General features: G+C 71.0%; 22 protein-coding genes and 1 pseudogene. 12 read left to right on the top strand and 11 right to left on the bottom strand.

Annotation, left to right across the window (positions count from 1 at the left end):
• Positions 1-7 precede the first annotated feature (7 nt).
• Positions 8-1,120 carry a transaldolase gene (gene tal / locus ACVDFE_RS18520; RefSeq protein WP_360400211.1) on the bottom strand — a complete coding sequence of 371 codons (1,113 nt, stop codon included), beginning with the start codon at positions 1,118-1,120 and terminating at the stop codon, positions 8-10.
• Entirely contained in the window at positions 1,117-3,207 is a 2,091-nt protein-coding gene (gene tkt, locus ACVDFE_RS18525; protein ID WP_458431206.1) for a transketolase, read from the bottom strand. Before tkt ends, tal begins: the two co-directional genes overlap by 4 nt.
• Positions 3,208-3,471: 264 nt before the next feature.
• On the opposite strand from tkt, the gene ACVDFE_RS18530 reads away from it, so the two are divergent.
• Positions 3,472-4,404, top strand: coding sequence for a heme o synthase (locus ACVDFE_RS18530; protein ID WP_360400217.1), 933 nt, complete (start codon positions 3,472-3,474; stop codon positions 4,402-4,404).
• Positions 4,405-4,426: 22 nt separating this feature from the next.
• Positions 4,427-6,424 carry a hypothetical protein gene (locus ACVDFE_RS18535; RefSeq protein WP_458431207.1) on the top strand — a complete coding sequence of 666 codons (1,998 nt, stop codon included), beginning with the start codon at positions 4,427-4,429 and terminating at the stop codon, positions 6,422-6,424.
• A gap of 2 nt (positions 6,425-6,426) precedes the next feature.
• On the opposite strand, the gene ACVDFE_RS18540 is transcribed toward ACVDFE_RS18535, so the two are convergent.
• From ACVDFE_RS18540 to ACVDFE_RS18550, 3 genes are all read right to left on the bottom strand, one after another.
• Positions 6,427-7,077 carry an HD family phosphohydrolase gene (locus ACVDFE_RS18540; protein WP_458434355.1) on the bottom strand — a complete coding sequence of 217 codons (651 nt, stop codon included), beginning with the start codon at positions 7,075-7,077 and terminating at the stop codon, positions 6,427-6,429.
• A 61-nt stretch (positions 7,078-7,138) separates the two neighbouring features.
• Positions 7,139-7,786 carry a hypothetical protein gene (locus ACVDFE_RS18545; protein ID WP_360400225.1) on the bottom strand — a complete coding sequence of 216 codons (648 nt, stop codon included), beginning with the start codon at positions 7,784-7,786 and terminating at the stop codon, positions 7,139-7,141.
• A gap of 6 nt (positions 7,787-7,792) precedes the next feature.
• Entirely contained in the window at positions 7,793-8,797 is a 1,005-nt protein-coding gene (locus ACVDFE_RS18550) for a hypothetical protein (RefSeq protein WP_458434356.1), read from the bottom strand.
• Positions 8,798-9,205: 408 nt separating this feature from the next.
• Between ACVDFE_RS18550 and ACVDFE_RS18555 the strand changes: the two genes are divergently transcribed.
• Positions 9,206-9,715 (top strand): FKBP-type peptidyl-prolyl cis-trans isomerase, encoded by a 510-nt coding sequence (locus ACVDFE_RS18555; RefSeq protein WP_360400228.1) that lies wholly within the window; start codon positions 9,206-9,208, stop codon positions 9,713-9,715.
• A 133-nt stretch (positions 9,716-9,848) separates the two neighbouring features.
• Here ACVDFE_RS18555 and ACVDFE_RS18560 read toward each other — a convergent pair whose 3' ends face one another.
• Both ACVDFE_RS18560 and ACVDFE_RS18565 read right to left on the bottom strand, forming a co-directional pair.
• Positions 9,849-10,790: a quinone oxidoreductase family protein gene (locus tag ACVDFE_RS18560; RefSeq protein WP_458431208.1), complete on the bottom strand. Its 942-nt coding sequence runs from the start codon at positions 10,788-10,790 to the stop codon at positions 9,849-9,851.
• Positions 10,791-10,889: 99 nt separating this feature from the next.
• The gene (locus ACVDFE_RS18565) at positions 10,890-12,476 is read right to left on the bottom strand and encodes a DUF885 domain-containing protein (protein WP_360400234.1); all 1,587 of its coding nucleotides are present in this window, start codon (positions 12,474-12,476) and stop codon (positions 10,890-10,892) included.
• 37 nt (positions 12,477-12,513) lie between these two features.
• On the opposite strand from ACVDFE_RS18565, the gene ACVDFE_RS18570 reads away from it, so the two are divergent.
• The 3 genes from ACVDFE_RS18570 to ACVDFE_RS18580 are packed head-to-tail and all read left to right on the top strand — an operon-like array spanning position 12,514 to position 14,469.
• Entirely contained in the window at positions 12,514-12,804 is a 291-nt protein-coding gene (locus tag ACVDFE_RS18570) for a hypothetical protein (protein WP_360400237.1), read from the top strand.
• Positions 12,801-13,646 carry an ATP-grasp domain-containing protein gene (locus ACVDFE_RS18575; protein WP_458431209.1) on the top strand — a complete coding sequence of 282 codons (846 nt, stop codon included), beginning with the start codon at positions 12,801-12,803 and terminating at the stop codon, positions 13,644-13,646. The genes ACVDFE_RS18570 and ACVDFE_RS18575 overlap by 4 nt, the downstream gene beginning before the upstream one ends.
• A 28-nt stretch (positions 13,647-13,674) precedes the next feature.
• Positions 13,675-14,469 (top strand): alpha/beta fold hydrolase, encoded by a 795-nt coding sequence (locus tag ACVDFE_RS18580; RefSeq protein WP_360400243.1) that lies wholly within the window; start codon positions 13,675-13,677, stop codon positions 14,467-14,469.
• Here the strand turns inward: ACVDFE_RS18580 and ACVDFE_RS18585 are convergent.
• Together ACVDFE_RS18585 and ACVDFE_RS18590 are read right to left on the bottom strand one after the other, a co-directional pair.
• The gene (locus ACVDFE_RS18585) at positions 14,455-16,032 is read right to left on the bottom strand and encodes a solute symporter family protein (RefSeq protein WP_360400246.1); all 1,578 of its coding nucleotides are present in this window, start codon (positions 16,030-16,032) and stop codon (positions 14,455-14,457) included. The two genes, ACVDFE_RS18580 and ACVDFE_RS18585, sit on opposite strands and share 15 nt — an antisense overlap.
• A complete protein-coding gene (locus tag ACVDFE_RS18590; RefSeq protein ID WP_360400249.1) occupies positions 16,029-16,439 on the bottom strand; it encodes a DUF485 domain-containing protein in 411 nt (136 codons plus the stop codon). Before ACVDFE_RS18590 ends, ACVDFE_RS18585 begins: the two co-directional genes overlap by 4 nt.
• A gap of 485 nt (positions 16,440-16,924) precedes the next feature.
• Between ACVDFE_RS18590 and ACVDFE_RS18595 the strand changes: the two are divergent.
• The 5 genes and pseudogenes from ACVDFE_RS18595 to ACVDFE_RS18615 all read left to right on the top strand — a co-directional run.
• Positions 16,925-17,653, top strand: a pseudogene (locus tag ACVDFE_RS18595) (nitrate- and nitrite sensing domain-containing protein); the annotation flags it as partial.
• A gap of 133 nt (positions 17,654-17,786) precedes the next feature.
• The gene (locus ACVDFE_RS18600; protein ID WP_458431210.1) at positions 17,787-19,412 is read left to right on the top strand and encodes an ATP-binding protein; all 1,626 of its coding nucleotides are present in this window, start codon (positions 17,787-17,789) and stop codon (positions 19,410-19,412) included.
• Positions 19,409-19,828 (top strand): roadblock/LC7 domain-containing protein, encoded by a 420-nt coding sequence (locus tag ACVDFE_RS18605; RefSeq protein ID WP_053738309.1) that lies wholly within the window; start codon positions 19,409-19,411, stop codon positions 19,826-19,828. Before ACVDFE_RS18600 ends, ACVDFE_RS18605 begins: the two co-directional genes overlap by 4 nt.
• A 2-nt stretch (positions 19,829-19,830) precedes the next feature.
• Positions 19,831-20,394, top strand: coding sequence for a DUF742 domain-containing protein (locus tag ACVDFE_RS18610; RefSeq protein ID WP_458431211.1), 564 nt, complete (start codon positions 19,831-19,833; stop codon positions 20,392-20,394).
• 58 nt (positions 20,395-20,452) lie between these two features.
• Positions 20,453-20,989 (top strand): GTP-binding protein, encoded by a 537-nt coding sequence (locus ACVDFE_RS18615; RefSeq protein WP_360400258.1) that lies wholly within the window; start codon positions 20,453-20,455, stop codon positions 20,987-20,989.
• Positions 20,990-21,062: 73 nt separating this feature from the next.
• Here ACVDFE_RS18615 and ACVDFE_RS18620 read toward each other — a convergent pair whose 3' ends face one another.
• On the bottom strand, positions 21,063-22,055 hold the full coding sequence (locus ACVDFE_RS18620; RefSeq protein ID WP_458431212.1) for a hypothetical protein: 993 nt from the start codon (positions 22,053-22,055) through the stop codon (positions 21,063-21,065).
• Positions 22,048-24,060: a toll/interleukin-1 receptor domain-containing protein gene (locus tag ACVDFE_RS18625; RefSeq protein WP_458431213.1), complete on the bottom strand. Its 2,013-nt coding sequence runs from the start codon at positions 24,058-24,060 to the stop codon at positions 22,048-22,050. The genes ACVDFE_RS18620 and ACVDFE_RS18625 overlap by 8 nt, the downstream gene beginning before the upstream one ends.
• A 111-nt stretch (positions 24,061-24,171) precedes the next feature.
• Here ACVDFE_RS18625 and ACVDFE_RS18630 point away from each other — a divergent pair, with 111 nt between their 5' ends.
• Positions 24,172-25,113: an NPCBM/NEW2 domain-containing protein gene (locus ACVDFE_RS18630; protein WP_458431214.1), complete on the top strand. Its 942-nt coding sequence runs from the start codon at positions 24,172-24,174 to the stop codon at positions 25,111-25,113.
• Positions 25,114-25,181: the final 68 nt, after the last annotated feature.

The following is a 25,181-nucleotide window of genomic DNA, read 5'->3' on the forward strand; positions in this document are numbered from 1 at the left end:
TTGATGATCAGCCCTTCAGCTTCGCCAGTTGGTTCGTCACCGTCTCGAGCAACTCTTCCCAGGACTTCTCGAACTTCTCGACGCCCTCGGTCTCCAGCGCGACGAACACGTCCTGGAGGTCGATGCCGACGGCGCTGAGCCGGTCGAACACCTCCTGGCCCTCCGCGGCGCGCCCGGTGACCGTGTCACCGGTGATCTCGCCCGCGTCGGCGACGGCCTGCAGCGTCTTCTCCGGCATCGTGTTCACGACGTCGTTCACGACGAGCTGGTCGACGTAGAGGGTGGGGGAGTAGCTCGGGTCCTTCACACCGGTCGAGGCCCACAGCGGGCGCTGCGCGTTCGCGCCGTCCGCCTTGAGGGCCTCCCAGCGCTCGCCCTGGAAGGTCTGCTCGAACGCGCCGTAGGCGATCCACGCGTTGGCCAGCGCGGCCTTGCCCAGCAGCGCGGTGGCCTCGTCCGTGCCGATCGCCTTCAGCCGCTTGTCGATCTCGGTGTCCACCCGGGACACGAAGAACGACGCGACCGAGTGGATCGAGCGCAGGTCGTGGCCGTTCGCCTTGGCCTGCTCCAGGCCCGCGATGTAGGCCTCCATGACCTTCTCGTACCGCTCGACCGAGAAGATCAGCGTGACGTTGACGGAGATGCCCTCGGCGATCACCTTCGTGATCGCGGGGATGCCCGCCTCGGTGGCCGGGATCTTCACCAGCAGGTTCGGCCGGTCCACGGTCTTCCACAGGTCCTGCGCCTCGGCGACGGTCTTGTCCGTCTCGAACGCCAGGCGCGGGTCGACCTCGATGGAGACGCGGCCGTCCACACCGTTCGTGCTGTTGTAGACGTCGCGGAACTTGTCGCACGCGTTGCGCACGTCGGTCGTCGTGACCTCGCGGATGGTCGCCTCGGTGTCGGCGCCCCGGTTCGCGAGCTCGCGGACCTGCTCGTCGTAGGACTCGCCCTTCGACAGGGCGCCCGCGAAGATCGTCGGGTTCGTCGTGACACCGACGACGTTCCAGTCGCGGATCAGCTCGTCCAGGTTGCCGCTGGTCAGGCGCTCGCGGGACAGGTCGTCCAGCCAGATGGAGACACCGGCGCCGGACAGTGCGTCGAGATGCGGCTTGCTCACTTGTTACCCCTCACGTTGTCAAGGGAACGGCGGGCGGCGGCGACGACGTCTTCCGTCGTGAAGCCGAACTCCTTGAACAGGACCTGGTAGTCGGCCGAGGCACCGAAGTGCTCGATCGAGACGATCTCGCCGGCGTCGCCGACGTAGCGGTACCACGGCTGCGCGATACCGGCTTCCACCGCGACGCGCGCCTTGACCGCCTTCGGCAGGACCGACTCGCGGTACTCGGCGTCCTGCTCCTCGAACCACTCGACGGACGGCATGGAGACCACGCGCACCGCGACGCCCTCGCCCTGCAGGACCTTTCCGGCCTCCAGGGCGACCTGCAGTTCGGAGCCGGTGCCGATGATCACGATCTCCGGGTTGTCGTCACCGAGGAGCACGTAACCGCCGCGCTTGACGCCCTCCGCGGAGGTGCCTTCGAGGATCGGGAGGTTCTGCCGGCTCAGCGCGAGGCCCACCGGGCCGAGCTGCTCGACGACGGCCTTCCACGCGTACGCGGTCTCGTTGGCGTCGCCGGGGCGCACGACAGCGAAGTCCGGGATCGCGCGCAGGGCCGCGAGGTGCTCGATCGGCTGGTGCGTCGGGCCGTCCTCGCCCAGGCCGATGGAGTCGTGCGTCCAGACGTAGGTGACGGCGGCCTGCATGATCGCGGCCAGGCGCACCGCGGGGCGCATGTAGTCGGAGAACACGAGGAACGTGCCACCGAACGGGCGCGTCGGGCCGTGCAGCGCGATGCCGTTGAGGATCATGCCCATGGCGTTCTCGCGGACACCGAAGTGCAGCACGCGGCCGTACGGGTCGGCGCTCCACATCCCGGTCGAGATCGAGGCCGGGCCGAAGGACTTGGCGTCCTTGATCGTGGTCAGGTTCGACTCGGCGAGGTCGGCGGAACCGCCCCACAGCTCGGGCAGGTGCTTCGCCAGCCCGTTGATCGCCTCACCGGAGGCCTTGCGGGTCGAGATCTCCTTGCCGCCCGGCTCGTAGGAGGGCAGGTCGGCGTCCCAGCCCTGCGGCAGCTCGCGGGCGACGAGCCGGTCGAGCAGCGCCTTGTTCTCGGCGTTGGCCGAGGCCCACGCGTCGAAGGACTTCTGCCACTCGGCCTTGGCGTGCTCGCCGCGCTTGACGACCTCGCGGGCGTGCGCGAGCACCTCGTCGGCGACCTCGAAGGTCTGCTCGGGGTCGAACCCGAGGATCTCCTTCGTGGCCTTGACCTCGTCGACGCCCAGCGCGGCACCGTGCGCGGCACCGGTGTTCTGCTTGTTCGGCGCCGGGTAGCCGATGATCGTGCGCAGCAGGATGAACGACGGCTTGTCGGTGACGGCCTTGGCCTTCTCGACGGCCTCGAGGATGCCCTTGACGTTCTCGCCGGACTCCACGACCTGGACGTGCCAGCCGTAGGCCTCGTAGCGCTTCGCGGTGTCCTCGGACAGGGCGATCGTCGTGTCGTCCTCGATGGAGATCTTGTTGTCGTCGTAGAAGACGACCAGGTTGCCCAGCTGCTGCGTGCCCGCGAGCGACGAGGCCTCGGAGGTGACGCCCTCCTCGATGTCACCGTCGGAGGCGATCACGTAGACGTGGTGGTCGAACGGGCTCTCGCCCGGCGCGGCCGACGGGTCGAAGAGACCACGCTCGCGGCGAGCGGCCATGGCCATGCCGACGGCGGCGGCCAGACCGGAGCCCAGCGGGCCGGTCGTGATCTCGACACCGCGGGTGTGGCCGTGCTCGGGGTGGCCCGGCGTCTTCGAGCCCCACTTGCGCAGGTGCTTGAGGTCGTCGAGCTCCAGGCCGTAGCCCGACAGGAACAGCTGGACGTACAGCGTCAGGCTGGAGTGGCCCGCGGACAGCACGAACCGGTCGCGGCCGATCCAGTCCGGGTCGGCGGGGTCGTGCCGCAGCACCCGCTGGAACAGCGTGTAAGCGAGGGGCGCGAGGCTCATCGCGGTGCCGGGATGACCGTTGCCGACGTTCTGCACGGCGTCCGCCGCGAGCACCCGAGCGGTGTCGACGGCGCGCTTGTCGAGCTCCGTCCAGTCATCAGGCAGATCGGCCTTGGTGAGCCGGGTGATGTCGTCGGTGACGCTCACGGACTTACAGCTCCACTCTGTCGGTTGGGCGGGCCCCGACCTGTCTGCAGACGACCTTGGTGGATCGATCCCGAAAGGCCTGACCCGCGTGTGTCCCTCGTCCTGCGGCCAGCCTAGTCCTGACACTTGCCGAAGGTGCTCTGAAAGGTCCCGGGCCGGTGTGTGCCCAGGCACACCAGCACCCGAACGGGCTGTGAATCCTGCGCGCGGTTACCATCAGTTGCTGGATTTCCCCCCACTCGCGACATGAGGAGCGTTCCCGCGATGAGTGCCGACAGTCTCGTTGCCGAGGCCCCGGGCAGGTCGCCTCGCCAGGTTGTCGGCGCCTACGTGGCGCTCACCAAGCCGCGGGTCATCGAGCTCCTGCTGATCACCACGATCCCCGCGATGCTGCTGGCCCAGCACGGTCTGCCACCGCTGTGGCTGATCGCCTGCACCCTCACCGGCGGTACCCTCGCCGCGGGGTCGGCAAACGCCCTCAACTGCTTCGTGGACGCCGACATCGACTCGGTCATGAAGCGGACCGCGGGCCGGCCCCTCGCGCACAACGCCATCCCGCCGCGCAACGCCCTGATCTTCGGCATCGTGCTCGGGGTCGTCTCGTTCGCGTTCCTGTGGATCTTCGTCAACCTCATGTCGGCCGCGTTCGCGGTGGCGACGATCCTCTTCTACATCTTCGTTTACACGCTCGTGCTCAAGCGCCGCACCTCCCAGAACATCATCTGGGGCGGCATGGCGGGCTGCATGCCGGTGATCATCGGCTGGAGCGCGGTGACGGGCACGGTCGAGTGGCCCGCCCTCGTGATGTTCGGCGTCATCTTCTTCTGGACCCCGCCGCACACCTGGGCCCTCGCGATGAAGTTCAAGGACGACTACGCCAGGGCAGGCGTGCCGATGCTGCCGGTGGTGGCCACAGCCGCGCAGGTGACGCGGCAGATCGTCATCTACAGCTGGATCACCGTGGTCTGCACGCTCGCACTCGCCCCGGTCACCTCGTGGATCTACGTCGCCGTGGCGGCGCTGTCGGGCGTGTGGTTCGCCGTGTTCGCCCACAAGCTGCACAACGTCGTGCGCCGCGGTGGTTCCACGAACACCATGAAGTTCTTCCACATGTCGAACCTCTACCTGATGCTGGTGTTCTGCGGGCTCGCCGTGGACGCCGTGGTCGGGTTGCCGGTGCTGGGCTGGCCGTTCTAGCTGCACCTCCAGGCGTACGGCTGTGGCGCCCGTCGAGTTCACCGTCTCCGGCGGCGAAGGCTCGCCGCTGGAGCACGTCGCCGCGCTCGCGGACCGGGTGTCGCTGTTCGTCGTGACCGATCCGGGCGGGTGGGCGCAGGTCAGCCGGGGGCTGGCGGTCGGCCGGGCCGGCTCGGCCGCCGTGCGGACCCGCCTGCGGACGCTGCGGTTCGCGGTGCTCGACCTCCGGCACTTCGCCTCGGTCGACGGCCTGCCTCCGATCTCGGACGTGCCCGGCGACGTGGTCGCGCTGCACGACACCCGGACGTGGGACTCGGCGCCGGTCGTCGCCGCGCTGCGCGGGCTCGGGCGGCCGGTCGTGCTGTTCACCGCCGTGCACGCATGGGTGTCCGGAGTGGATGCGGCGACCGTGGTCCTGGGCTGGAGCACGCCGCACGTGGTGCTGGCCGCGCCGGTGCGGGCGGGCGAGGTGCGGGTCGAGGACGTCCTGTGGCAGTTCCGCGAGCTGGAACGGCGGGGGCGGGCCGGGTTCGTCCCGCTGCCGCAGCCGCCCGTGCCCGACTACCGCGCGGTCACCGTCGTGGTCGCGCTGCCCGGTGCGACCGAGGGCGTCGCGGGAGCGTTGCGGCCGGGTGCCGACTACGAGGTGTGGGTGCACGTCGGGGCGCACGCCACGCCGTTGCCCGGTGACCTGGAGCTGCGGGCGGTGCTCGCCATGTCCGGGCGCGCGGTGCGGACCGAGACGTTCGTGCTGCCCGCCGACGGGGCGGGCCCGTGGGTGAGCTTCCCGGTGACCACGCCGTACGCCGCGGCGCGGTGGATCGGGGAGCTGGTCCTCTACCGCGGTGCGGTGCCGGTGCACGTCCAGCAGGTCGTGCTGCCGGTCGGTGGTGGTGAGTGGCGTGCGGTGCCGCGGTACCGGCTGTCGCGGACGTTCGCCGACGTGGCACCGCTGGCGTCACGGGTGGCGTCGATCCTGGTGGTGGGGGAGCGGGCGCTGGTCGCGGCCGGTGACGGGGCGCCCTCGTGGGTCGGCCTGGCCGGCTGCGGGCACCCGGCGCTGCCCGTGGCGGGGCTGGACCCCTGGTACGGCAAGGACTTCCCGGCGTACTGCGCGGACCTGGCGGCGTTGGCGCGCGACGGTGCGGCGTTGTACGCGCGGCTGTTCGCCGGGTCCGCGTTGCCGGAGCTGCTCCGGCGGTCGGCGCGTGCCTCCGGTCGCCCGGCCGGGGTGCTGGTGGCCGAGGTGACCGAGTCGCCGGTGCCGTGGTCGCTGGTCTACGACCTGCCGTTCGCCGATGGGCCCTATCGGCTGTGCGCGTCGGTGGGGCGGTTCGGCCCGTTCGGGCCCGGCGGTGAGGTGCCCGCGCACTGCCCGGTGTCCGACCACAGCGGGAACGTGCTGTGCCCCTTCGGTTTCTGGGGCCTGTCCACTGTGCTGGAACAGCCGGTCGGACCGCTCGTGCGGCAGGTGTCGCAGACCCCGCGGCCGTTCGAGGTGATGATGGCGGTCGACCCCGGGATGGACCGGGCGCTGACCGAACGGCACGCCGCCGAGTTGATGTCGATGCTTCCGCCGGAGGCCGTGTCGTCGGCGTACGTCAGCCCGTCGGAGCTGGGGCACGCGCTGGCCGATGAGTCGGCGGACGTCGTGCACCTGCACTTCCGCGAGGGGTCCCTCGACGCGGAGGAGGTCGAACGGTGGAGCCACGACGGTGTGTGGCCGCAGCCGCACTGGCCCACCCGCAAGCCCTTGGTGGTGGCCACCTCCCCGCTGAGCGCGCTGGTCCGGCCGCTCGTCCGGCACGGCGCGTCCGGCGTCATCAGCCCCGCGGTGGCGGTGCCGCAGGACATGGCCGGGTGGGTGACCGGCATGGTGCTGGCCCGGCTCGCGGCCGGGTTCGGCGCGGGCGAGGCGCTGCGGCTGACCCGGTGGGAGATGCTCGGCCGGGGCAACGTGCTGGGCCTCGCCCACGCCCTGAACGCGTCAGCCGACCTGCGGCTGCGGGCCGGCGGCTGAGGTCACGAAGCCACCTTCGCGAGCAGGTCCTCGACGCACGGGTCGTCGAGCGACTCCACGATGCACCGCCACAGCGACAGGTTCGCCTCGGCCCACCGGGTGTAGGTCGCGGCGGCCTCCTCGTCGTAGAAGTAGTAGCCCTCGTCGGCCTTGCCCACCTGCTCGCCGACGATCTTGTGCGCGAGCTCCCGCAGCGTGATGCCGTTCTCCTGCAGGTATTTGTGCGCGAGGACGACCGGTGTGACCGGCAGCGCCTTGAACAGGGTGTCCGCGTCGGACAGCGCCTGCGCCTCCGGTGAGATGTCGCGGTGGCGGGTCCGCATCTCCGCCTCGACCACGATCCGCTCGATCCAGTCGATGTTGCCGACGCACACCCCCGCGACGAACAGCGTCTTGCGGCGCAGCGCCGCGCCGTCGGTCGGCAGCGAGTTGCGCCGGACCATGTAGTTGAGGTCGTGCACCAGCGCGGCCACCTCGACGACGTCGGCGGCGGCGCCGTTGCGGCCGGCGAAGTGCACGGCCTTGTCGCGGACGAAGCTCACGTGGTGCCAGCCGTGGAACTGCAGCTTGGCGGCCAGGTCCTCGCACAGCCGCCGCACCCGTTGCTCCACGTCCGCTATGACAGATCTCGGAATCATCGTGCGCGTACGCATCATCAGCCCTCCTGGCAGGTGGGCTGATGGTAGGCGCGCGCCGAACCCGGCCGCAGAGGCTTCAGAGGTTGTTCGTCAGATCCTCCAGCCGCTCCTCGACCGGCACGTGCCGGTGGCTGACGCCGGTGTCCGGGTCGTAGCTGAGGCTCCACGGCGTGACGGCCCGTGACTTGACGAGGAACGTCATCGTGCCGTCCGCCGCGCGGGGGATCCGGTGGAACTCGTGCGCGAGCAGCGTGCCCGTGGTGCCCGCGGCGCACTGCGTGCGCTTGGTCAGCTCGGTGCTGATGATCGAACGTCCGCCGACGCCCAGCCGTGCGTCGAAGCGTTCGTGCAGGTAGGCGCCGCTGAGGATGGTCGTGCAGAAGTGGTAGCGGTGGTTGTGCACCGAGTCCGCGTAGCCCGTGCGCCAGTCGGCGAGCGGTTTGTACTCGTGCAGCCAGAACGTGAACGGCTCACCCGGCTCGTCACGCAGGCACCACGCGAAGTGCGTCGTCGTCTCCCGCGAGTGCGCGATCACCCACGTCGCCTGCTGCGGTGTGAGCCCGTCGATGTGCGCGCGCAGCTCCTTGCGCAGCTCCGGCCGTGCCGCCCACTCGCGGAACCACCCGCCGACCTCGGCCCAGTGCTCGACCACGGGAGGGTCGGCGCGCTTGACCCGAGCGGTGAGCTCGTCGAGCGCGGACACCCCGGTGAACTCGGCTAGCAAGATCGATCAGCTCCTCAACTGAGCGGAAGCGGAGAATTCGCGGCGAAATGCGTGGAACTTCTCTTCGAGCTCGGTGAACCCGTCGTCGCCGAGGGGTGTTCCGGTGATCTTCTCGAACAACGCCAGGAAGTCGGCGCGGGAGGTGCCCGGCGTGATGACGAAGTGGTATCCGGCCCTGGAGTTGCTGATCCGCAGGAACTCCGCGCGTTCCATTGCGTACAGGAACGAACTCTCCGTGAACCGCAGCGTCCGCGGATATGGCCTGAGCACTCCGGCCGTGTTGCTGTACAACGTGAGCCAGGCGCTGTCGTCGAACAGTTCGAGCCGGTCGAGCGGTGGATCGGAAACGATGGTGACGTCGATTCTGCTGCACCTGCTCCTGGCCGCGTACAGCCCGACGAGACCGATTCTGATCTGTTCCTTGAGCCGGCGCTGGATCTCCTCGTAGTCGCCGTCGGCGCCCTCGTTGCGCAACAGGTACCGCGCCCGCCCGCTGAGGGCGTTGTCGTCGCGCGGGTCCGCCAGCACCGCCCTGAGCTCGCACTCCGACTGCGACAGCAGCACCCGGCCCGCCGCGTACCGCCCCGCGAACCCGCGGAAGCAGTACAGCCGCGTCCGCTCCAGGTCCTGCATCATGAGCTGGTTGAACACCGGGTCCGGCGTGGCCGTCGGCTCGAACACGTGGCTGGGGAAGAACTCCCGGTCGAGCGCCCGGTACTCCTCGCTGAGCTCCTTCAGCGCTTTGCGGCTTTCCTCGACCACGGGTGTGAGCAGCGCCGTGTGCGCCGCCCTGGACGTGATCAGCGTCTGCGTGAAGCTCACGACCGCGGAAATGAGCGTTCCGGTGCCGACCGACGTCAAGAAGTTCCGCGCCGTCCCCACGTCCATTTGACTGGAAATGGCGAGCGACACCCCGGACGTGACGACGAGTACGAGGAGTAGCAACCCGGTCCGGGTCCAGAACAACTCCTGGATCAGGTTGCTGCGGATGCCTCCGGCCTCCGCGGACACAAGTCCCACCTCCTGGATCACCTCAATGGTCGCTACCCGATCGGACGAATGCTCTCAGTGTCCGATCAAGTGCGCGGAGTTACTGTACGCGTCGGTCAAAAGATAAGGAAGCTGCTGATCGTGCGATATTCCCGGCCGGAATAGTCATCTTCCGGCGCACCCGCTCGTTCGCACCCGTGCGCTCCGGTGACGCGGCGTCGCGAAGTTCCGCCCTCGTGTCGGATGAGGGTGACCCACCCACCCGAACGCACCCGTGGCCTGTGTTCGCCCGGATTGGACCCGCTCCAAGTGGCGGACTCCTTTCACCCGCTCGGCATGTAATTCCGAGTCAGGTGGAATCGGGGTGGCGGCGTCCCGCGACCGGCCTGCTACACCCCGCTCACACCGCCGCCCATAAGCTGCCCGGTCATGCGCACCGTCCTGCTCATCGCTTCTCTCGCCCTGGCCACCACCGCACTCGCGGCGTGCGGCACCGAGGAGAAGCCCGCCGCCGACGCCTCCGCCCCCTGCAAGGCGGAGGACTTCAAGGTCACCGGGGACTTCGGCAAGGCGCCGAAGGTCGAGATCCCGGCCTGCAAGCCCACCGGCGAGCTGATCGTCAAGGACCTCGTGACCGGCACCGGTGCCGAGGTGAAGCCGGGTACGACGGCGTCGGTGAACTACCAGCTCACGACGTTCAGCGACAAGAAGGTGCTGGACAGCTCGTTCGAGCGCGGCGAGCCGTTCGACGTGGAGAACGTCGGGCAGGCGCAGGTCATCGACGGCTGGAACGAGGGCATCGTCGGCCTGAAGGAGAAGGGGCGCCGGCTGCTGGTCGTGCCGCCCGCCAAGGGCTACGGGCAGGGTGGCGGCGGCATCAAGCCGAACGAGACGCTCGTCTTCGTGATCGACGGCGTGAAGGTCACCGCCGCGCAGTAGCCGTTGACCGCACGCGGGGACCTTCCGTGCACCACAAGTGCACGGAAGGTCCCCGCGTGCGCCACAAGTGCACGGAAGCTCCCCGCGTGCGCCGCAAGTGCACGTAAGGTCCCCGCGTGCACCTCGGTCAGGGTCAGGGCAGGAGCAGCAGCTTGCCGGTCGTGCGGCGCGACTGCAGGTCCGTGTGCGCCTGCGCGGCCTCGGCCAGCCGGTAGCGGCCACCGACGCGCACCGACAGCGTGCCCGAGGAGATCGCCGAGAACAGGTCCGCCGCGCGCCACTCGAACTCGGCGCGGTCCAGCAGGTACGCGCCGGTCGACGGCCGGGTCAGGAACACCGAGCCGGCGGCGTTGAGCCGCTGCGGGTCCACCGGCGGCACCGGGCCGGACGACGCGCCGAACAGGGCCAGCAGGCCCCGCGGCTTGAGCGAGGCCAGTGACTGGTCGAACGTGTCCGCGCCGACGCCGTCGTAGACCACGTCGACCTTGTCGATCTGCGCGGCGAAGTCCCCGTAGCGCAGCACCTCGTCCGCGCCGGCCTCGCGGGCCAGCGCCTCCTTCTCGTCGGTCGACACGGTGCCGATCACGTGCGCGCCGTACGACTTGGCCCACTGGGTCAGCAGCAGGCCGACACCCCCGGCCGCCGCGTGCACGAGCACCCGGTCACCGGCCTTCACCCGGTACGTCGAGTGCACGAGGTAGTGCGCGGTGATGCCCTGCAGCAGCGCGGCGGCCGCGAGCTCCACGTCCATCCCGTCGGGCACCTTCACGGCGGCCGCGGCCGGCACCACGACCTCGGTCGCGTAGCTGCCCAGCACCGACATCCACGCCACCCGGTCGCCCACCGCGAAGTCCGACGAGCGGGACTCGACGACCTCGCCCGCGCCCTCCAGGCCCAGTGCGGTCGGCAGCGGCACGGGGTAGAGCCCGCTGCGCTGGTAGGTGTCGATGTAGTTCACGCCCGCGGCGCTCACCCGCACCAGCAGCTCGCCGTCACCGGGTGTGCGCGCGTCCACGTCCGCGTGCTCCAGCACCTCCGGACCACCGGCCGCGCGCACCACCACTGCCTTGGGCATCTGTCCTCCTAGATCGGCTCACCCCGGACAACTGCGGCCCGCCACCCGATGTTCCCGGTCCCACCACGCGGGAGCACGGGGCGGTCCACCCCGTGGCCGCTACTCCTCGCCGAGCGCCACGCGCCGCGCGAGCCCCAGCGGCAGGGCACCCGACCCGGCGATGCGGTCGTGGAAGTCGCGCAGCGACCCCAGCCCCGCGGCCAGGTAGTCCTCGCGGATCAGGTCGATCTCCAGCGCACCGGTCAGGTAGGACGGTGCCTGCGTCGGCCACGAGCAGTACCGGCGCACCTCACCCGCCGCCGTGCCGGGCGTCAGCGCCGTGCGCTCCACCATGAACGACTCGGCCTCGTCCGGGGTCATGTCGCCGCAGTGCAACGCCGTGTCGACGACCATCCGCGCCGCGCGGAACAGCCGCGCCTCGACGTGGCCCATCACCGCGCCCGGTGTCGTGTAGTGGCCGACCGAGCGCAGCAGCTTCTCCGCGTACAGCGCCCAGCCCTCGGAGAAGTACGGCGTCCGGAACACCCAGCGCAGCGGGTGCGCGTCCCCCTGCGCCGCGACCCACGACGCGTGCCAGTGGTGGCCGGGGTAGGCCTCGTGCACGGAGATCGTCGGGAGCTGCGAACGGGCGTTGGTGCGCAGCCGCTGGGTGACGTCGACGTCGGAGGCGCCGTCCGGGGTGAACGGCACGAAGAAGTGCCCGAGCCGGCCCGCGGTCATCGGCGGCGGGCCGACGTAGCTCGCCACGGCCATCACCGCGCGGTGGAACGGCGGCGACGGCACGACCCGGCACTCCTCGCCCTCCGGCAGCGTCACCAGCCGGTGCTCGACCAGCGCCGCCCGCGCCCGCGCCGTCTCGGCCTCGTACTCCGCGCGCATCGCCGCCAGCGTCGGCGGGTGGTCGTCCTGCAGCGAGCTCATCACCGCGCGCCAGTCCGGTGTGCCCGCGAGCTCGACCAGCTCGGCCTCCAGCCCCGCGTACGCGTCCTGCCCGCGGCGGTGCAGCTCCGGCGCCCCGTACCCGAGCATCTCCTTGTCCTGCAAGAGGGTCGAGTACAGCTTCTCGCCCATCCGCCAGTCGCCGGTGGCGCGCAGGGCCAGGTCCTCCAGGAACACCGCGAACCGGTCGAACGCCTCCGCGGCGGGCAGCGCGGCCTCCACGAGCTCTGCGCGCAGCTCCGGTGCGGACACCTCCAGCGGCAGCGTGTCGAGGACGAACGACCGCCCGGTCCGCACCTGGCCGAGGGCGCGCCGCACGACCAGCGGCGCCGCGAGCGCCGGGTCGAGGTTGTGCTGGGCCGCCGCCAGCACCGACGGCACCTCCCGCAGCTTCGCGGCGATGGCGGTGACGAGCTCCGCCTCGGGCAGCAGGCGGTGCAGGAACGGTGCGAGCAGCCCGAAGAACAACATGCCCGTGTACGCGTGCGGGTCGCGCCGCCACGCGGGCCACGTCTCCGCGGCCAGCTCACCGCGCAGCACCGACAGCACGAGGTCGCGGTCCACCGACGCCGGCTCCGCCTCCAGCTTCGCGAGCCACGCCGCGTTCTCCCTCGCCCGGTTCTCGAAGGCAGAGGAGGAGAAGTCGCCGAACGTCGCGTAGTGCGGGAGGGAACCGACCTGCGCCGCGTGCGCGGGGTGCTGGTCGAAGTACCAGGCGAGGTAGGACGTGAGCGTGTCGGTGGTCACCCGTCCGAAGTTACCTGCTGGTTTTAGAGTGTGGGACGTGTCTGATCAAACCGCGCAGAAGCGCATCGCCGAGTTCGTGAAGGCCCACGGCAAGCCGGACCAGGCCGTTCGCGCGGTCGTCGAGCCGATCGGCCGGGCCGGTGCCCGGATCGTGCTCGTCGGTGCGGACGGTGCCATGGGCGACGTGATGACCGAGGACGTGGAGTCCGCGACCGCCGCCGTCGAGGCCGCCCCCGGCGTCGAGCCCGCCGAGTGGGACCGCGAGACCACCGCCGCGACCAAGATCGGTGCCGAGCACCGCCGCAAGATGGCCAAGATGCAGTCGTGAGGGTCGTCCTGGTCTCCTGCGCGGAGCTGCCCAAGGGCGACGGTGACGACGACGCGCTGTTCGACGCGCTGGCCCGCGACGGCGTGGACGTCACGTGGCAGGTGTGGGGCGGTCCGGTCGACGCCGACCTCGCGGTGCTGCGGGCGCCGTGGGACTACCCCGAGCGGTTCGACGAGTTCCTGGCGTGGTGCGACACGGTGCCGGTGCTCGCGAACCCGGCCGCGGTGGTCCGCTGGAACACCGACAAGTCCTACCTGGTCGAGCTGGCCGGCCGCGGGGTGCCGGTGGTGCCGACGTTCGTCGTGCGGCCCGATGAGACGCCCGAGTGGCCGTCCGGCGAGTTCGTGGTGAAGCCGGCGGTCGGCGCGGGCTCGCGCGGCGCGGGCCGGTTCACCGACCACGACCTGGCGCTGGCACACCTGCGCTCGCTGGGGAAGACGGCGCTCGTGCAGCCCTACCAGTCCAGTGTGGACGCCAACGGGGAGACGGCGCTGGTGTACTTCGCCGGCGAGTACTCGCACTCGTTCCACAAGGGACCGATGCTCGCCAGGGGCGGTGCCGGGTCCGACAACGGCCTGTACCTGGAGGAGAAGCTGGCGGGCGTCGAACCGTCGGCGACGCAGCGCGCACTCGGTGACGCGGTGCTGGACGCGACCGCGGACCTGCTCGCGGTGCCGCGCGAGGAGCTGCTGTACGCCCGCGTCGACGTCGTCGAGGACGCGGACGGGGCACCGCTGCTGCTGGAGCTGGAGCTGACCGAGCCGACGCTCGGGTTCCGGTACACCGGTGAGGAGGCGGCTGCCCGGATGAGCGCGGCGATCAGGGCGGCGGCCACCCGGTAGTCGTTCCACACCACCTCGGGGGGATTCGGTGAAGGCGGACGTCAACGGCATCACGATCGGCTACGACGACGAGGGCGTGAGCGACCACGTGCTCGTCCTGGTGCACGGCCACCCGTTCGACCGCACGATGTGGCGCCCGCAGGTCGAGCACTTCGGCCGGCGGGGCTGGCGGGTGGTCGCGGCCGACCTGCGCGGCTACGGCGAGACGACCGTCGTGCCCGGTGTCACGCCGCTGTCGGCGTTCGCCCAGGACGTCGCGGGCCTGCTCGACCACCTCGGCGTCGACCGGTTCGTGCTCGGCGGCCTGTCCATGGGCGGCCAGGTCGTCCTGGAGTGCCAGCGGCTGTTCGGCGAGCGCATCCGCGGTCTCGTGCTCGCGGACACCTTCGCCCAGGCCGAGACGCCGGAGGGCAAGGTCCACCGCAACGCCATGGCCGACCGGCTGCTGCGCGAGGGCATGTCCGGCTACGCCGGCGAGGTGCTCACGAAGATGGTGGCGCCGCACAACGCCGAGGCGCTGCCCGAGGTCGCCGCCCACGTCAGCCGGATGATGCACGACGCGCCGCCGGAGGGTGCCGCGGCGGCGTTGCGCGGCAGGGCCGAACGCCCCGACTACACCGACCTGCTGGGCACCATCGAGGTGCCGACCCTGGTGGTGGTCGGCAGCGACGACGAGTACACGCCGGTGCGCGACGCGGAGTACATGCACGAACGCGTCCCCGGCTCGACCCTCGTCGTCGTGCACGGGGCCGCGCACATGCCCAACCTCGAACGCCCCGAGGTCTTCAACGAGGCGCTCGGCTCCCTGCTAGCGGAGGTCTGACCCGATCCCGGTCAGCCCGCGGACCTCCATCTCCGCCTGCTTCTCCCGGTCGGCCGGCTCGCCGCCGAACACCGTGCCCAGGTACCCGGCCAGGAACGACAGCGGGATCGACACGATGCCGGGGTTGCTGAGCGGGAAGAAGGCGAAGTCGACGTCGGGGAACACCGACGACGGCGAACCGGAGATGGCGGGGGAGAACACGATGAGCAGCACGCACGACGTGAGGCCGCCGTACATGCTCCACAGCGTGCCGCGGGTGTTGAACCGCTTCCAGAACATGGAGTAGAGCAGCGTCGGCAGGTTCGCCGAGGCCGCCAGCGCGAACGCGAGCGCGACCAGGAAGGCGACGTTCTGGCCGTTCGCCGCGATGCCACCGGCGATCGCGAGCACGCCGACGCCGACCGCGGTGTAGCGGGCGACCCTGACCTCGTCGCGCGGGTCGGCCTCACCGCGCTTGATCACGTTGGCGTACACGTCGTGCGCGAAGGAGGCCGACGCGGTCAGCGTCAGACCGGCGACCACCGCGAGGATCGTCGCGAACGCCACCGCGCACACGACGCCGAGCAGCACCGCCCCGCCGATCTGGAACGCCAGCAGCGGGGCCGCCGAGTTCTCGCCGCCGGGAGCGCTGGTGATCTTGTCCGAGCCCACCAGCGCCATCGCGCCGAAGCCGATGACCAGGGTGCACGAGTAGAAGATCGCCATCATCCACGTCGCCCACACGACCGAACGACGCGCCTCGCGCGCGTTGGGCACCGTGTAGAAGCGCATCAGCACGTGGGGGAGTGCCGCCGTGCCGAGCACGAGGGCCAGCGCCAGCGACAGGAAGTCGATCTTGGACAGGTCGGTGGCGCCGTACTTCACGCCCGGCGACAGCACGGCCTCACCGCGCGGCGACCGCTGGGTGGCGCGGTCGAGCATCGAGGACAGGTCGAAGCCGAACTTGCCGATCAGGAAGATGGTCAGCAGCGACACGGTCAGCAGGAGCAGGACGGCCTTGATGATCTGCACCCACGTGGTGCCCTTCATGCCGCCGACCAGCACGTACAGCACCATGACGATGCCCACGACGGCGATGATGACGGCCTGGCCGACCTTGCTGTGCACGTCGAGCAGCAGCGCCATGAGACCGCCGGCGCCCGCCATCTGGGCGATCATGTAGAAGATCGAGATGACCAGCGTCGAGTTGGCGGCCGCGGCGCGCACCGGGCGCTGGCGCATCCGGAACGCCATGACGTCGCCCATGGTGTAGCGGCCGGTGTTGCGCAGGCGCTCGGCGATCAGCATCAGGCCGATCAGCCAGGCGACGACCCACCCGATCGAGTACAGGAACCCGTCGTAGCCGTTGACGGCGATGGCACCGGAGATGCCCAGGAACGACGCGGCGGACAGGAAGTCACCCGACAGTGCGATGCCGTTCTGCGTCCCGGTGAAGCTGCTGCCCGCGGCGTAGTAGTCCGACGCGCTCACGTTCCTGGTCGACGCCCGGTAGACGACGTAGAGCGTGAGCAGGACGAAGATGCCGAAGACGGACAGGTTGATCGCGGTGTTCGCCCCGGTCACGCGAGCTCCTCATCAGCGCCGGCGAGCGCACGGACCCGGTCGACCTGGGGGTCGAGCCGCTTCTTGGAGTAGCGCGCGTACGCCATTGTGATGACGACGGTCGTGACGATCTGGAGGAATCCGAGCGTCAGGCCGACGTTCACCGTTCCGAACAGCGGAGTGCGCATGAAATCGGCGGCGTAAGCCGAAAGCAACACGAACGTGACGTACCACGTGAGGAACAAACCGGTTGCGGGAAGAATGAAACGTGTCACCCGGCGCTTCAGGACGAGGAAATCCTCACTCGTTTGGATGGCACTGAAATCCGGCTCACCGTCACCGTCTATGAGCAATGAGTGACGGGAGTCGTCAAAGGTCGCGAAACCGGGCGTCGCCGGGCGTGACACGGAGGGCAGCGCCTTCGTCATCAACCGCTCGTTTCGTTACGGGGAGTACCCGGCGGGCGCGTGCGCGGACGCCGCTGCCGTGCCGGAGGTGGAGGGCGCCAGCGTAACCACGCGTGGCGGCGAGTCAATCCCTTGCGCGTGCAACACCACCCCAAGAGGTTGCTCGTGACAGCCGGTGATCAATCGTGCACGCCTGAGGTCGTTGTAGCCGCACGCTCTCTGGCCTACTATCCGCACACACCCGATGCGGCGGATCTCGATATCGAACCCCCGGGTGACTCAACTCGTGGGGATTCACCGGCCAGGAGGTAGCCGATAGTGGGGCACTTCGAGCGCGCCGTGGGGATCATTTCGTGAATGTCGAGTGGAGAAAGATCAGCGACTGGCGCAACTGGAGGCTGCCGGTCAAGCTCGGCGTCGTGCTGCTGGTCCCCGTGGCCGTGGCCGTCGGTGCGGGCGCACTGCAGATCAACGGGTACGTCGACCGGTCGAACTCGTACGTGCGGATGCAGGGACTGGTCAAGCTGAGGGCCGACCTCGCGCCGCTGATCTCCAGCGTCCAGCAGGAACGCACGCTCGCCGCGCAGAGCGCCACGAGCGGCTCCGGCGTGGGCGCCTACCAGAACCAGATCAGCGCCACGGACAACGCCGCCGCGACCGTGCGCCGCCGCGTCGAGCGCACCGCCGGCCTGAGCGACGTCGCCCGCAGCCGCTTCACGGAGATGGGCGACCAGATCGGTCAGCTCAAGACCTTCCGCGAGAAGGTGACCACCGGCAACGGCGACTCGGCGGAGGCCACGGCCGGCTACACCGGTGTCGTGAAGTCGTTGCTGGACTTCGAGCAGGCGCTGATCAGCCAGTTCGGCGACCAGGCCATCTCCGGCACCGCCATCGGCCTGCACAACATGGTCATCGCGCAGGAACAGGTCTCGCAGCAGCACGCGATCGTGCTCGCGGGCATCGGCCGCGGCAAGCTGCTCGGCACCGAGGTCCGCTCGCTGGAGCAGTCCGACATCCGCCTGCAGGACCGCCTCGGCGACTTCCAGGCCGTCGCCACCGGCGGCCAGCGCCGCGACTACGACCAGACCGTCACCGGCGCCGAGGTCGCCGCCCGCGGCAAGCTCGTCGAGCGCGCGCTCACCCAGCCCGACGGCACCCCGATCCCGGTCAGGCCCGGTCAGCCCCGGCCCGACCCCGCCTCGACGCTCGGCATCGCCGTCGACGAGTGGAACAAGGCCTCCGGCACCACCGCGCGGCTCATGGAGCAGGTCACCCGCGGCCTGCAGGACGAGCTGCGCGAGCTCGTCGGCCGCGCTGCAGGACGACACGTCCGACAAGGCCGGTGCCGCCGCGGTGGTCCTGCTGGCGATGCTGCTCGTCGCCGTGACGCTCGGCTTCGTCATCGGCCGCTACCTGCTGCGCTCGCTGTCGGAGCTGCGGCACTCCGCGCTCGACGTGGCGCACCACCACCTGCCCCAGGTCGTCGCCGCGATCCGCGCCGACCGCCAGCCGGACACCACGATCGAACCGGTGCCCGTGCACACCAGCGAGGAGTTCGGCCAGCTCGCCCGCGCGTTCGACGCGGTGCACGAGCAGGCCATCCGCTCCGCCGTCGAGCAGTCGTCGATGCGGTCGGGCATGAAGAACATCTTCGTCAACCTGTCGCGCCGCTCGCAGGGCCTCGTCGAACGCCAGCTCAAGCTCATGGAGGAGCTGGAGCGCCACGAGGAGAACCCCGAGCAGCTCGCGAACCTGTTCAAGCTCGACCACCTCGCGACGCGCATGCGCCGCAACAACGAGAACCTGATGGTCCTCTCCGGCACCGACGTCGCACGCCGCTTCCACCAGCCCGTCGCGCTGGCCGACGTGCTGCGCGCCGCCGCGTCGGAGATCGAGCACTACCAGCGCGTCGTCGTGAAGTCGACGCCGTCGGTCGAGATCGTCGGCTACGCGGCGAGCGACCTCGTCCGGCTCGTGGCCGAGCTGCTGGACAACGCCACCGCGTTCTCCGCGCCCAGCACCCAGGTCGTCATCGGCTCCCGGCTCGACCAGCAGGGAGCGGTCCTCATCGAGGTCGCCGACCAGGGCATCGGCATGGGCCCCGCCGAGCTGGCCGAGGCCAACGACCGGTTGTCCTCCGGCACCGAGGAGGACGTGCCGGTCTCCCGCCAGATGGGTCTCTTCGTCGTCGGCCGCCTCGCCGGACGGCACGGCATCACCGTGCGCCTGCGTTCGGCGGGAGAGGGCGGGGAGGGGCTGCGGGCGTTCGTGCTCGTGCCCGCCGAGCTCGTGCGCTCCCACCAGGAGGCCGAGGTCCCCGCCGCACCGCGCCACGCCGCGCTGCCCCAGCCCAAGCAGGTCCCCAAGCAGGCCCAGAAGCCACCGCACGTGGTCGTGAAGACGCCGAACCTGGCCCCGGCCCCGGTCGCCCCCGCGATCGAGGAGCAGCGCCAGTCACCGGAGTGGACCTCGTTCCGCGGCGCGGCGATCGACGAGACGCCGCTGCCGAGCCGGCCGACCGCCAACGGCACCTCCAACGGCGCCCACAACGGCAACGGCGGCTCGAACGGGCACGGCACCGGCGCCCGCCCGGCGGTCCCGCCGGCCGAGACGACGTCCTCGTGGTTCGCCGGGAGCGGCGGCCCGGCCGGCGACGACAGCTCCCCGCAGGTACCCGGCCCGGCTTCGTCACCGTCCGTGACGGGTTCGTGGTTCGGCAAGAAGGCCCCCGGCACGGTGTGGGAGCAGCCGGGCGACCCCGCGGCCGACGCGGGGGAGACGAATGCCGGGTTGCCGAAACGCGCGCCGCGTAAGAACCTGCTCCCCGACCTCGTGGAACGTCCCGAGAACGGGGTGCGGCCGGCCGGTGGGCCCAAGCGCGATCCGGAACGCGCGCGGGGCTTCCTGGCCAGCTACCAGACAGGCCTTCGCCAGGCCCCGCTGGGGGACAAGGGCAACGGGAACGGCCAGTGGAACGGGCAGGAGAAGGCATGAGCACGCCTCAGTCGCGGCAGGTGGACCAGTTCGGTTGGCTGATCACGAACTTCACCGACCGCGTGCCCGGTGTCGCGCACGCGATCGTCATCTCGGTGGACGGGCTGCTCCTGACGAAGTCGTCAGGTCTGCCGCCGGACCGCGGGGAGCAGCTGGCCGCGATCGCGTCGGGCGTGACGGCGCTGACGATGAGCGCCTCCCGCTGTTTCGAGGGCGGCGGAGTGTTGCGCACCGTGATCGAGATGGACTACGGGATCATGCTCCTCATGTCCATTCGAGACGGGTCCTGTCTGGCGGTGCTCGCCGCGCCCGACAGCGACGTCGGCCAGGTCGCCTACGAGATGACCGTGGTCGTCGACCAGGTGGGCCAGATCCTCACCCCCGAACTGCGAGCTCAGCTGCACAGCGTGAGGTGATCATGAGTTCGGCCGCTGACGCGCCCCGGCGGCGCAGGCGGGCGGAGACGCCCGCGGAGCAGACCTTCGCCGACCTGATGAACGGGTTCACGCTGAACTCGTCGCGGCGGCGGTCGCGCTCGGCCTCCGACGGGCCCGAGCGGGAGGCCCCCGCGTCCGGCGCCGCTGTTCCCCTTGCGCCACAGGAGGAACAGCCCGCCTTCGAGGTGCCCGCGGTGGAGCCGCAGGACGCCTCGATCGTGCGCGCGTACGCCTGGACGGGCGGGCGCACCCGGTCCGCCGTGCACCTCGAGATCGAGACACTCGTCTCCGCGAATGATCAGAGCCGGCAGTCTGCGGGTATCTTGCAGGCTGAGCACCAACACGTCGTCGAGCTGTGCCGCTCACCGCGATCCGTCGCGGAGGTGGCCGCACTGATGCGGCTCCCGCTGGGAGTCGCGAAGGTGTTGCTCGGCGACCTGGCGGAACGAGGTCTGGTGGACGTGCACCAGACTGTTTCCGCGGGCGGTGACACGCCGGACCTCGGGTTGATGGAGAGAGTGCTGAGTGGACTACGTCGGCTCTAGATTTCCCGACCTCGGGCCCCCTGGGCCTCCCGGTCGGGAGCTGACTTCGGCCAAGGTTGTGGTCGCCGGTGGCTTCGGCGTCGGCAAGAGCACCTTCATCCGGTCGATCCTCGAACACGACCTGCTGACGATGACCGCGCTGCCGCCGGAGCGGGGCCTGGTCACGGAGCTGGTGCGCATCCAGTTCGGCAAGGTGTGGCTCGACCCCGGGCTGGCGCTGCACCTGTTCGTGGCCCCGCAGTGGCAGAACCCGCGCGCGGGCTGGTCCGACGTGGTGCGCGGTGCCGTCGGCGCGGTCGTGCTCTTCGACGTGATGCGCCCGGCCGACTCGGTCGACGCCATGCGCTACTTCGAGGACCACAAGATCCCGTACGTGATCGCGTTGAACAACGTGCACGTGTCCGTCCGCTCGGACGTGCAGGCCGTCATCCGCGGCATGGGCATCGCGCCCCAGGTGCCGGTGGTGGACTGCGACCCGCGCCTGCGCGTCTCGGTGCGCGAGACGCTGATCTCGCTGGCCGAGCACGCGAAGCTGGACCGGTGGCGCCGCCGTCCCGGCCCGGACGAGACGACGCCGCTCGCGCCCGTCTGCTGACGAACCACGCGGGGGCCTTCGCACGACACGTGCGAAGGCCCCCGCGTGGCGTTTCACCGGCCGGAAGGCGGGCTCAGGCGGCGCCGGCGGCCACCACGTACGGCGAGCCCCACACGGCCTTGCCGGAGCGGCACTGCGCCTTGTCGACCGTGGCGACGGACGACCTCAGGGTCAGCGCGAACACGTTCGGCGGCAGGTCGGCCTTGAGCGGCTTCGCCTCACCGGGGTTGACCACGACCTCGGCGACCGGCTTGACCAGGTCGCTGTTGACGAACACCTGGAACTTCACCACCAGCTGCGGGTCGGACGTCGCGTCGGTGCCGACCGCCGCGACCTCCAGCCGCGTGAAGTTCTTCAGCCTGACCTGCTGGTCGCTGCTGGTCGTGTAGCACGAGTCGAGGCTCGTGAACGCGGAGTTCTGGTGCTGCGTCAGCTGCACGTCGTGGTCGCCGCGGGTGAAGGACCAGCTGTTGCCCGGCACCGGCAGCTCGACGAGCCACACCGGCGCGTCCGCGGACAGCGAGCTGCCGTCACCGGGCACCGCCGAGGCCGGCAGCGACCCGGTCGGCAGCGCGTTCGACGAGGACGGCCTGGCCGTGGTGGTGCTCGTCGTCGCGGTCGTGGTGGTCACCGCTGGGGTCGTCGTGGCCGGCAGTGCCGTCGGCGGGGCGGGCTGACCGGACGAGAACGCCTTCGCGGCGATGAACCCGAGCAGCAGCAGCACGACCGCCGCCGCCGCACCCGCCGCGATCTTCCACCGCCCGCGCTTCGGTGCCGTCACGACCCTGCCTCCCAGGTCTGCGTAGAGCCGGCGGCCGAAGCCGGGGTCCTGGCGCAGCTCGCGCGCCAGGTGCAGGCGCAGCGTCTCCACCTCGACCGGGTCGGCCGGGTTCGCGAGGAAGCGCGCCAGGATCTCCTGCGGGTACGGGCCGGACAGCTTCGCCTCCAGGTGCCCGAGCAGGCCCTCCAGCCGCGCGTCGTACGCGGCCGGGCCCACCTCGTTCTTGCGGATGACGTACTGCGACAAGGCGTGTACGGCGGAGCTGGCGAGAACGTCGTCATCCATCCTGCTGGTCCCCCTTCTCCCGCTGCTGTGCTGTGTAGAGGTCGCGCAGCACCCCCATCACCTGCGGCGGCAGGAGCGGTTTGCCGTCCGGACCCCGCGGGGCGCGGCCGGACCCCGGGTCGACGAACGACACCGCGAAGTCCTCCGCGAGCTTCGTGAGGCCGGTGAGGATGCGGCCGAGCGGTTCCGGCGGTGGCGCGACGGGCGTTCCGCTGTGCGACCGAATCTGGTCGGTGAACCCGTTCCACGCCTTGAGCAGCGCCTCCATCGCGGCGCCGCGCAACGGGTCGTGCGCGGTGCCGCCGGTGGACACGTTCTGCAGCAACGACATGACGTCCTGCATCGACCAGTCGAGCTTGCCCATCTCGTTCGCGATGGCGCGGGCGAACGGCTCCGGCTCGTCGAGCCGGGTGAGCGCGACGCTCACCAGCGGTTCGAGCCGGCGCGGTGCGGCGTGGAACAGCGCCGTGACCGCGTCCAGCAGCCCGGGGTGCCGCGGCAGCGCCCGGCCGAGGACGGTGAGCGCCGTGGTCAGCCACTCGTCCGGGAACGCCACGGCCACGGTCGTGACCAGTGCCGGGTGCTCGGCCAGGGTCGCGGCGACGAGGTGCTCGCCGAGCGCGTCCGGGCGCAGCGCGGTGAGCGGGTAGGGGCCGGGGTGCAGGCGCGACCACGCCGCCACCTGCGTGCGCACGGCGTCCGGGGCCTGGCCGAGGAAGTCGGGCAGGCGGACGACCAGCGCCTCGGCCTCCTCCGCCGACGCCGGGGCGCACAGCGTCGCCAGGGTCCCGATGATCGCGAGCGAGGGGGAACCGGCGCGCAGCGCGACGTCGTGGCGATGCAGCGCCGCGAGGGGGTCGGGGCCGGTCTCGCCGAGCACGGCGGTGAGCGCGCGGGCCTGGAGGTCCAGGACCGTTCCCGGCGGGGCGGCGACGGCGACCGGCTCCACGCCGAGGACACCGGCGAACGCGGTCACGGCGGTGGTGATCGACAGACCGGGCGGGCAGGGCTGCAACGTCACCGTGCCGGACCGGCCCGCGGTGCGGAACAACGCGGCCACCCGGTCGTCGCGGTGCTCCCGCAGCGCGGTCAGCCAGCTGCCGTCGGACCGGCCGAGCAGCAGCAGGCGGGTCGGGGCGTCGTGCACCGCCGACCGCGCCGCGACCGCCTCCGCCAGCGCCACCAGCTGCTCGGAGCGCTGCTCGGCGTCGTCCACGACGGCGAGCAGCGGCCGGTCGACCGCGCTGGTGCGCCGGATCTGAGCGGCGGGCGCCTGCCCGGCGAGCAGACCGGCGAGCCACCCGTCGGCCGTCATCCGCCGGCACAGCTCGACCGCGAGCCGGGTCCGGCCGCAGCCGGCCGGGCCGACGACCAGCCTGGCCGCGTTGGGAGCGGAGGCGTGCGCCCACGCGACCAGGTCGGCCAGCTCGCGGTCCCGGCCGTGGAACGGCACCACGGCGCGCTCGGGCAGCAACAGGGTGCTGGGAGCGGCCCCGGGCTCGAACGGCTGCGGCGGCTGGGCGAACAGGCTCGGCACCACGAGCGACGGGACCAGGCCGACCAGCCTCGCCACGAGCTCGGCCATGTCCTGGTGGAACCGCCGGTGGCTGAGCGCCTGCGCCTGGATGCTCGCGAACCCGCGGATGCCCGCCGGGAGGTCCCCGTGCTTCGGTCGCGGCGCGTCCTCCAGCAGGACGGGCACGATCGGGATGCCGTTCGCCAGCGCGTGGGCGATCTCGTCGTGCACCCAGTCGCCCGGTGACTCGAGGCGCGGGCGACCGGTGCCGGGGTCGGGCACGAGCCAGTGCGGCCCGACGACGGCGACCAGGACGTCGGCCTCGTGCAACGCCCTGCGGATCTCGCTGGGGTAGTGGGTGCCCGGCTCCATCGACACGGCGTCGCGGAAGACCAGGTCGGCGCCGAAGTGGTCGCGCAGCACCTGCGTGATCGACGCCGCGCCGTAGGGGTTGTCCTTCACGCGGTAGTTGACGAACACACCGGCCATGCGACGAGAAAAGCACGCGGCACCGCCGAACGGAGCACCCCGCCGCGCATTGACCTTGAAGTGTCCAGCGGATGTCCAGTTCGCGGGGCCCACCTGTGTCCACAATGGTCCATGGGTGTCGTCTTCATCAACTTCCGCGGTGGTGACGGCCAGGTCAGCGCCGTCCTGATCGACCGGAAGCTCAGCCGGGTGCTCGGCCGCGACCGGGTGTTCCGCTCCAGCGCGAGCATCGAGCCGGGTGTCCCGTTCGACCCGGAGCTCGTCCGCGCGGCCTCCTCGTGCGCGGTGCTGCTGGCGGTGATCGGCCCGCGCTGGCTCACCGTCGCCGACGGGGGCGTGCCGCGGATCGCCGCGCCGGGCGACTGGGTGCGCTTCGAGATCGAGCTGGCGCTGCGGGCGGGCGCGCGGGTCGTACCGGTCCTGGTGGGGGACACGGCGATGCCGTCGGCCGCGGACCTGCCGCCGACGATCGCGGCGATCGCAGGGCACCAGTACCTGCGCCTGCACCACCGGTCCGCCGACTACGACCTGATGCAGATCCTCGACGCCGTGCGGCCGTTCGCGGGCTCCGACGGCAGCGTTCCGCCCCCTCCGCCGGCCGACACCACCCGCCTCACGTCGTTGCCGGTGGCCAGCCGTTCGCCGGACGTGGTGCTGGGCGGCGCGAACCTCAACGGCCGGCACTACGGCGAGAGCGTCGTCTACCGCTGCTCGGGCTTCTGCCACGAGCCGAAGGGGCAGGTCGAGTTCAACCTGGGCCGCCGGTTCCGCCGCTTCGAGGCCACGGTCGGCGTCCTCGACGACGCCGTGGACGCGGGCCAGACCGGTGTGTTCGAGGTGGTCGTCGACGGGGTGCCGCGCGAGCAGCGCTCGGCGGGACAGGGCGGGCCGCGCCTGCTGAGCCTCGACGTCACCGACGCGCTGCGGCTGCGGCTGGTCGCCTACCGGCCGGGCACGACGGTGCACCCGCTGCTGGCCGGCGCGAACATCGCCGGCGGGCGGTCGAACCACCTGCCCGAGCTCGCCTGGGGCAACCCCACCCTGTACGCCTGAACCGCACCACCACCCCCAGGTCGTTGACAAGATCGCTACGATGATTTCAGTGTCGACCGAAGGGGAAC

Source organism: Lentzea chajnantorensis, assembly GCF_054300775.1.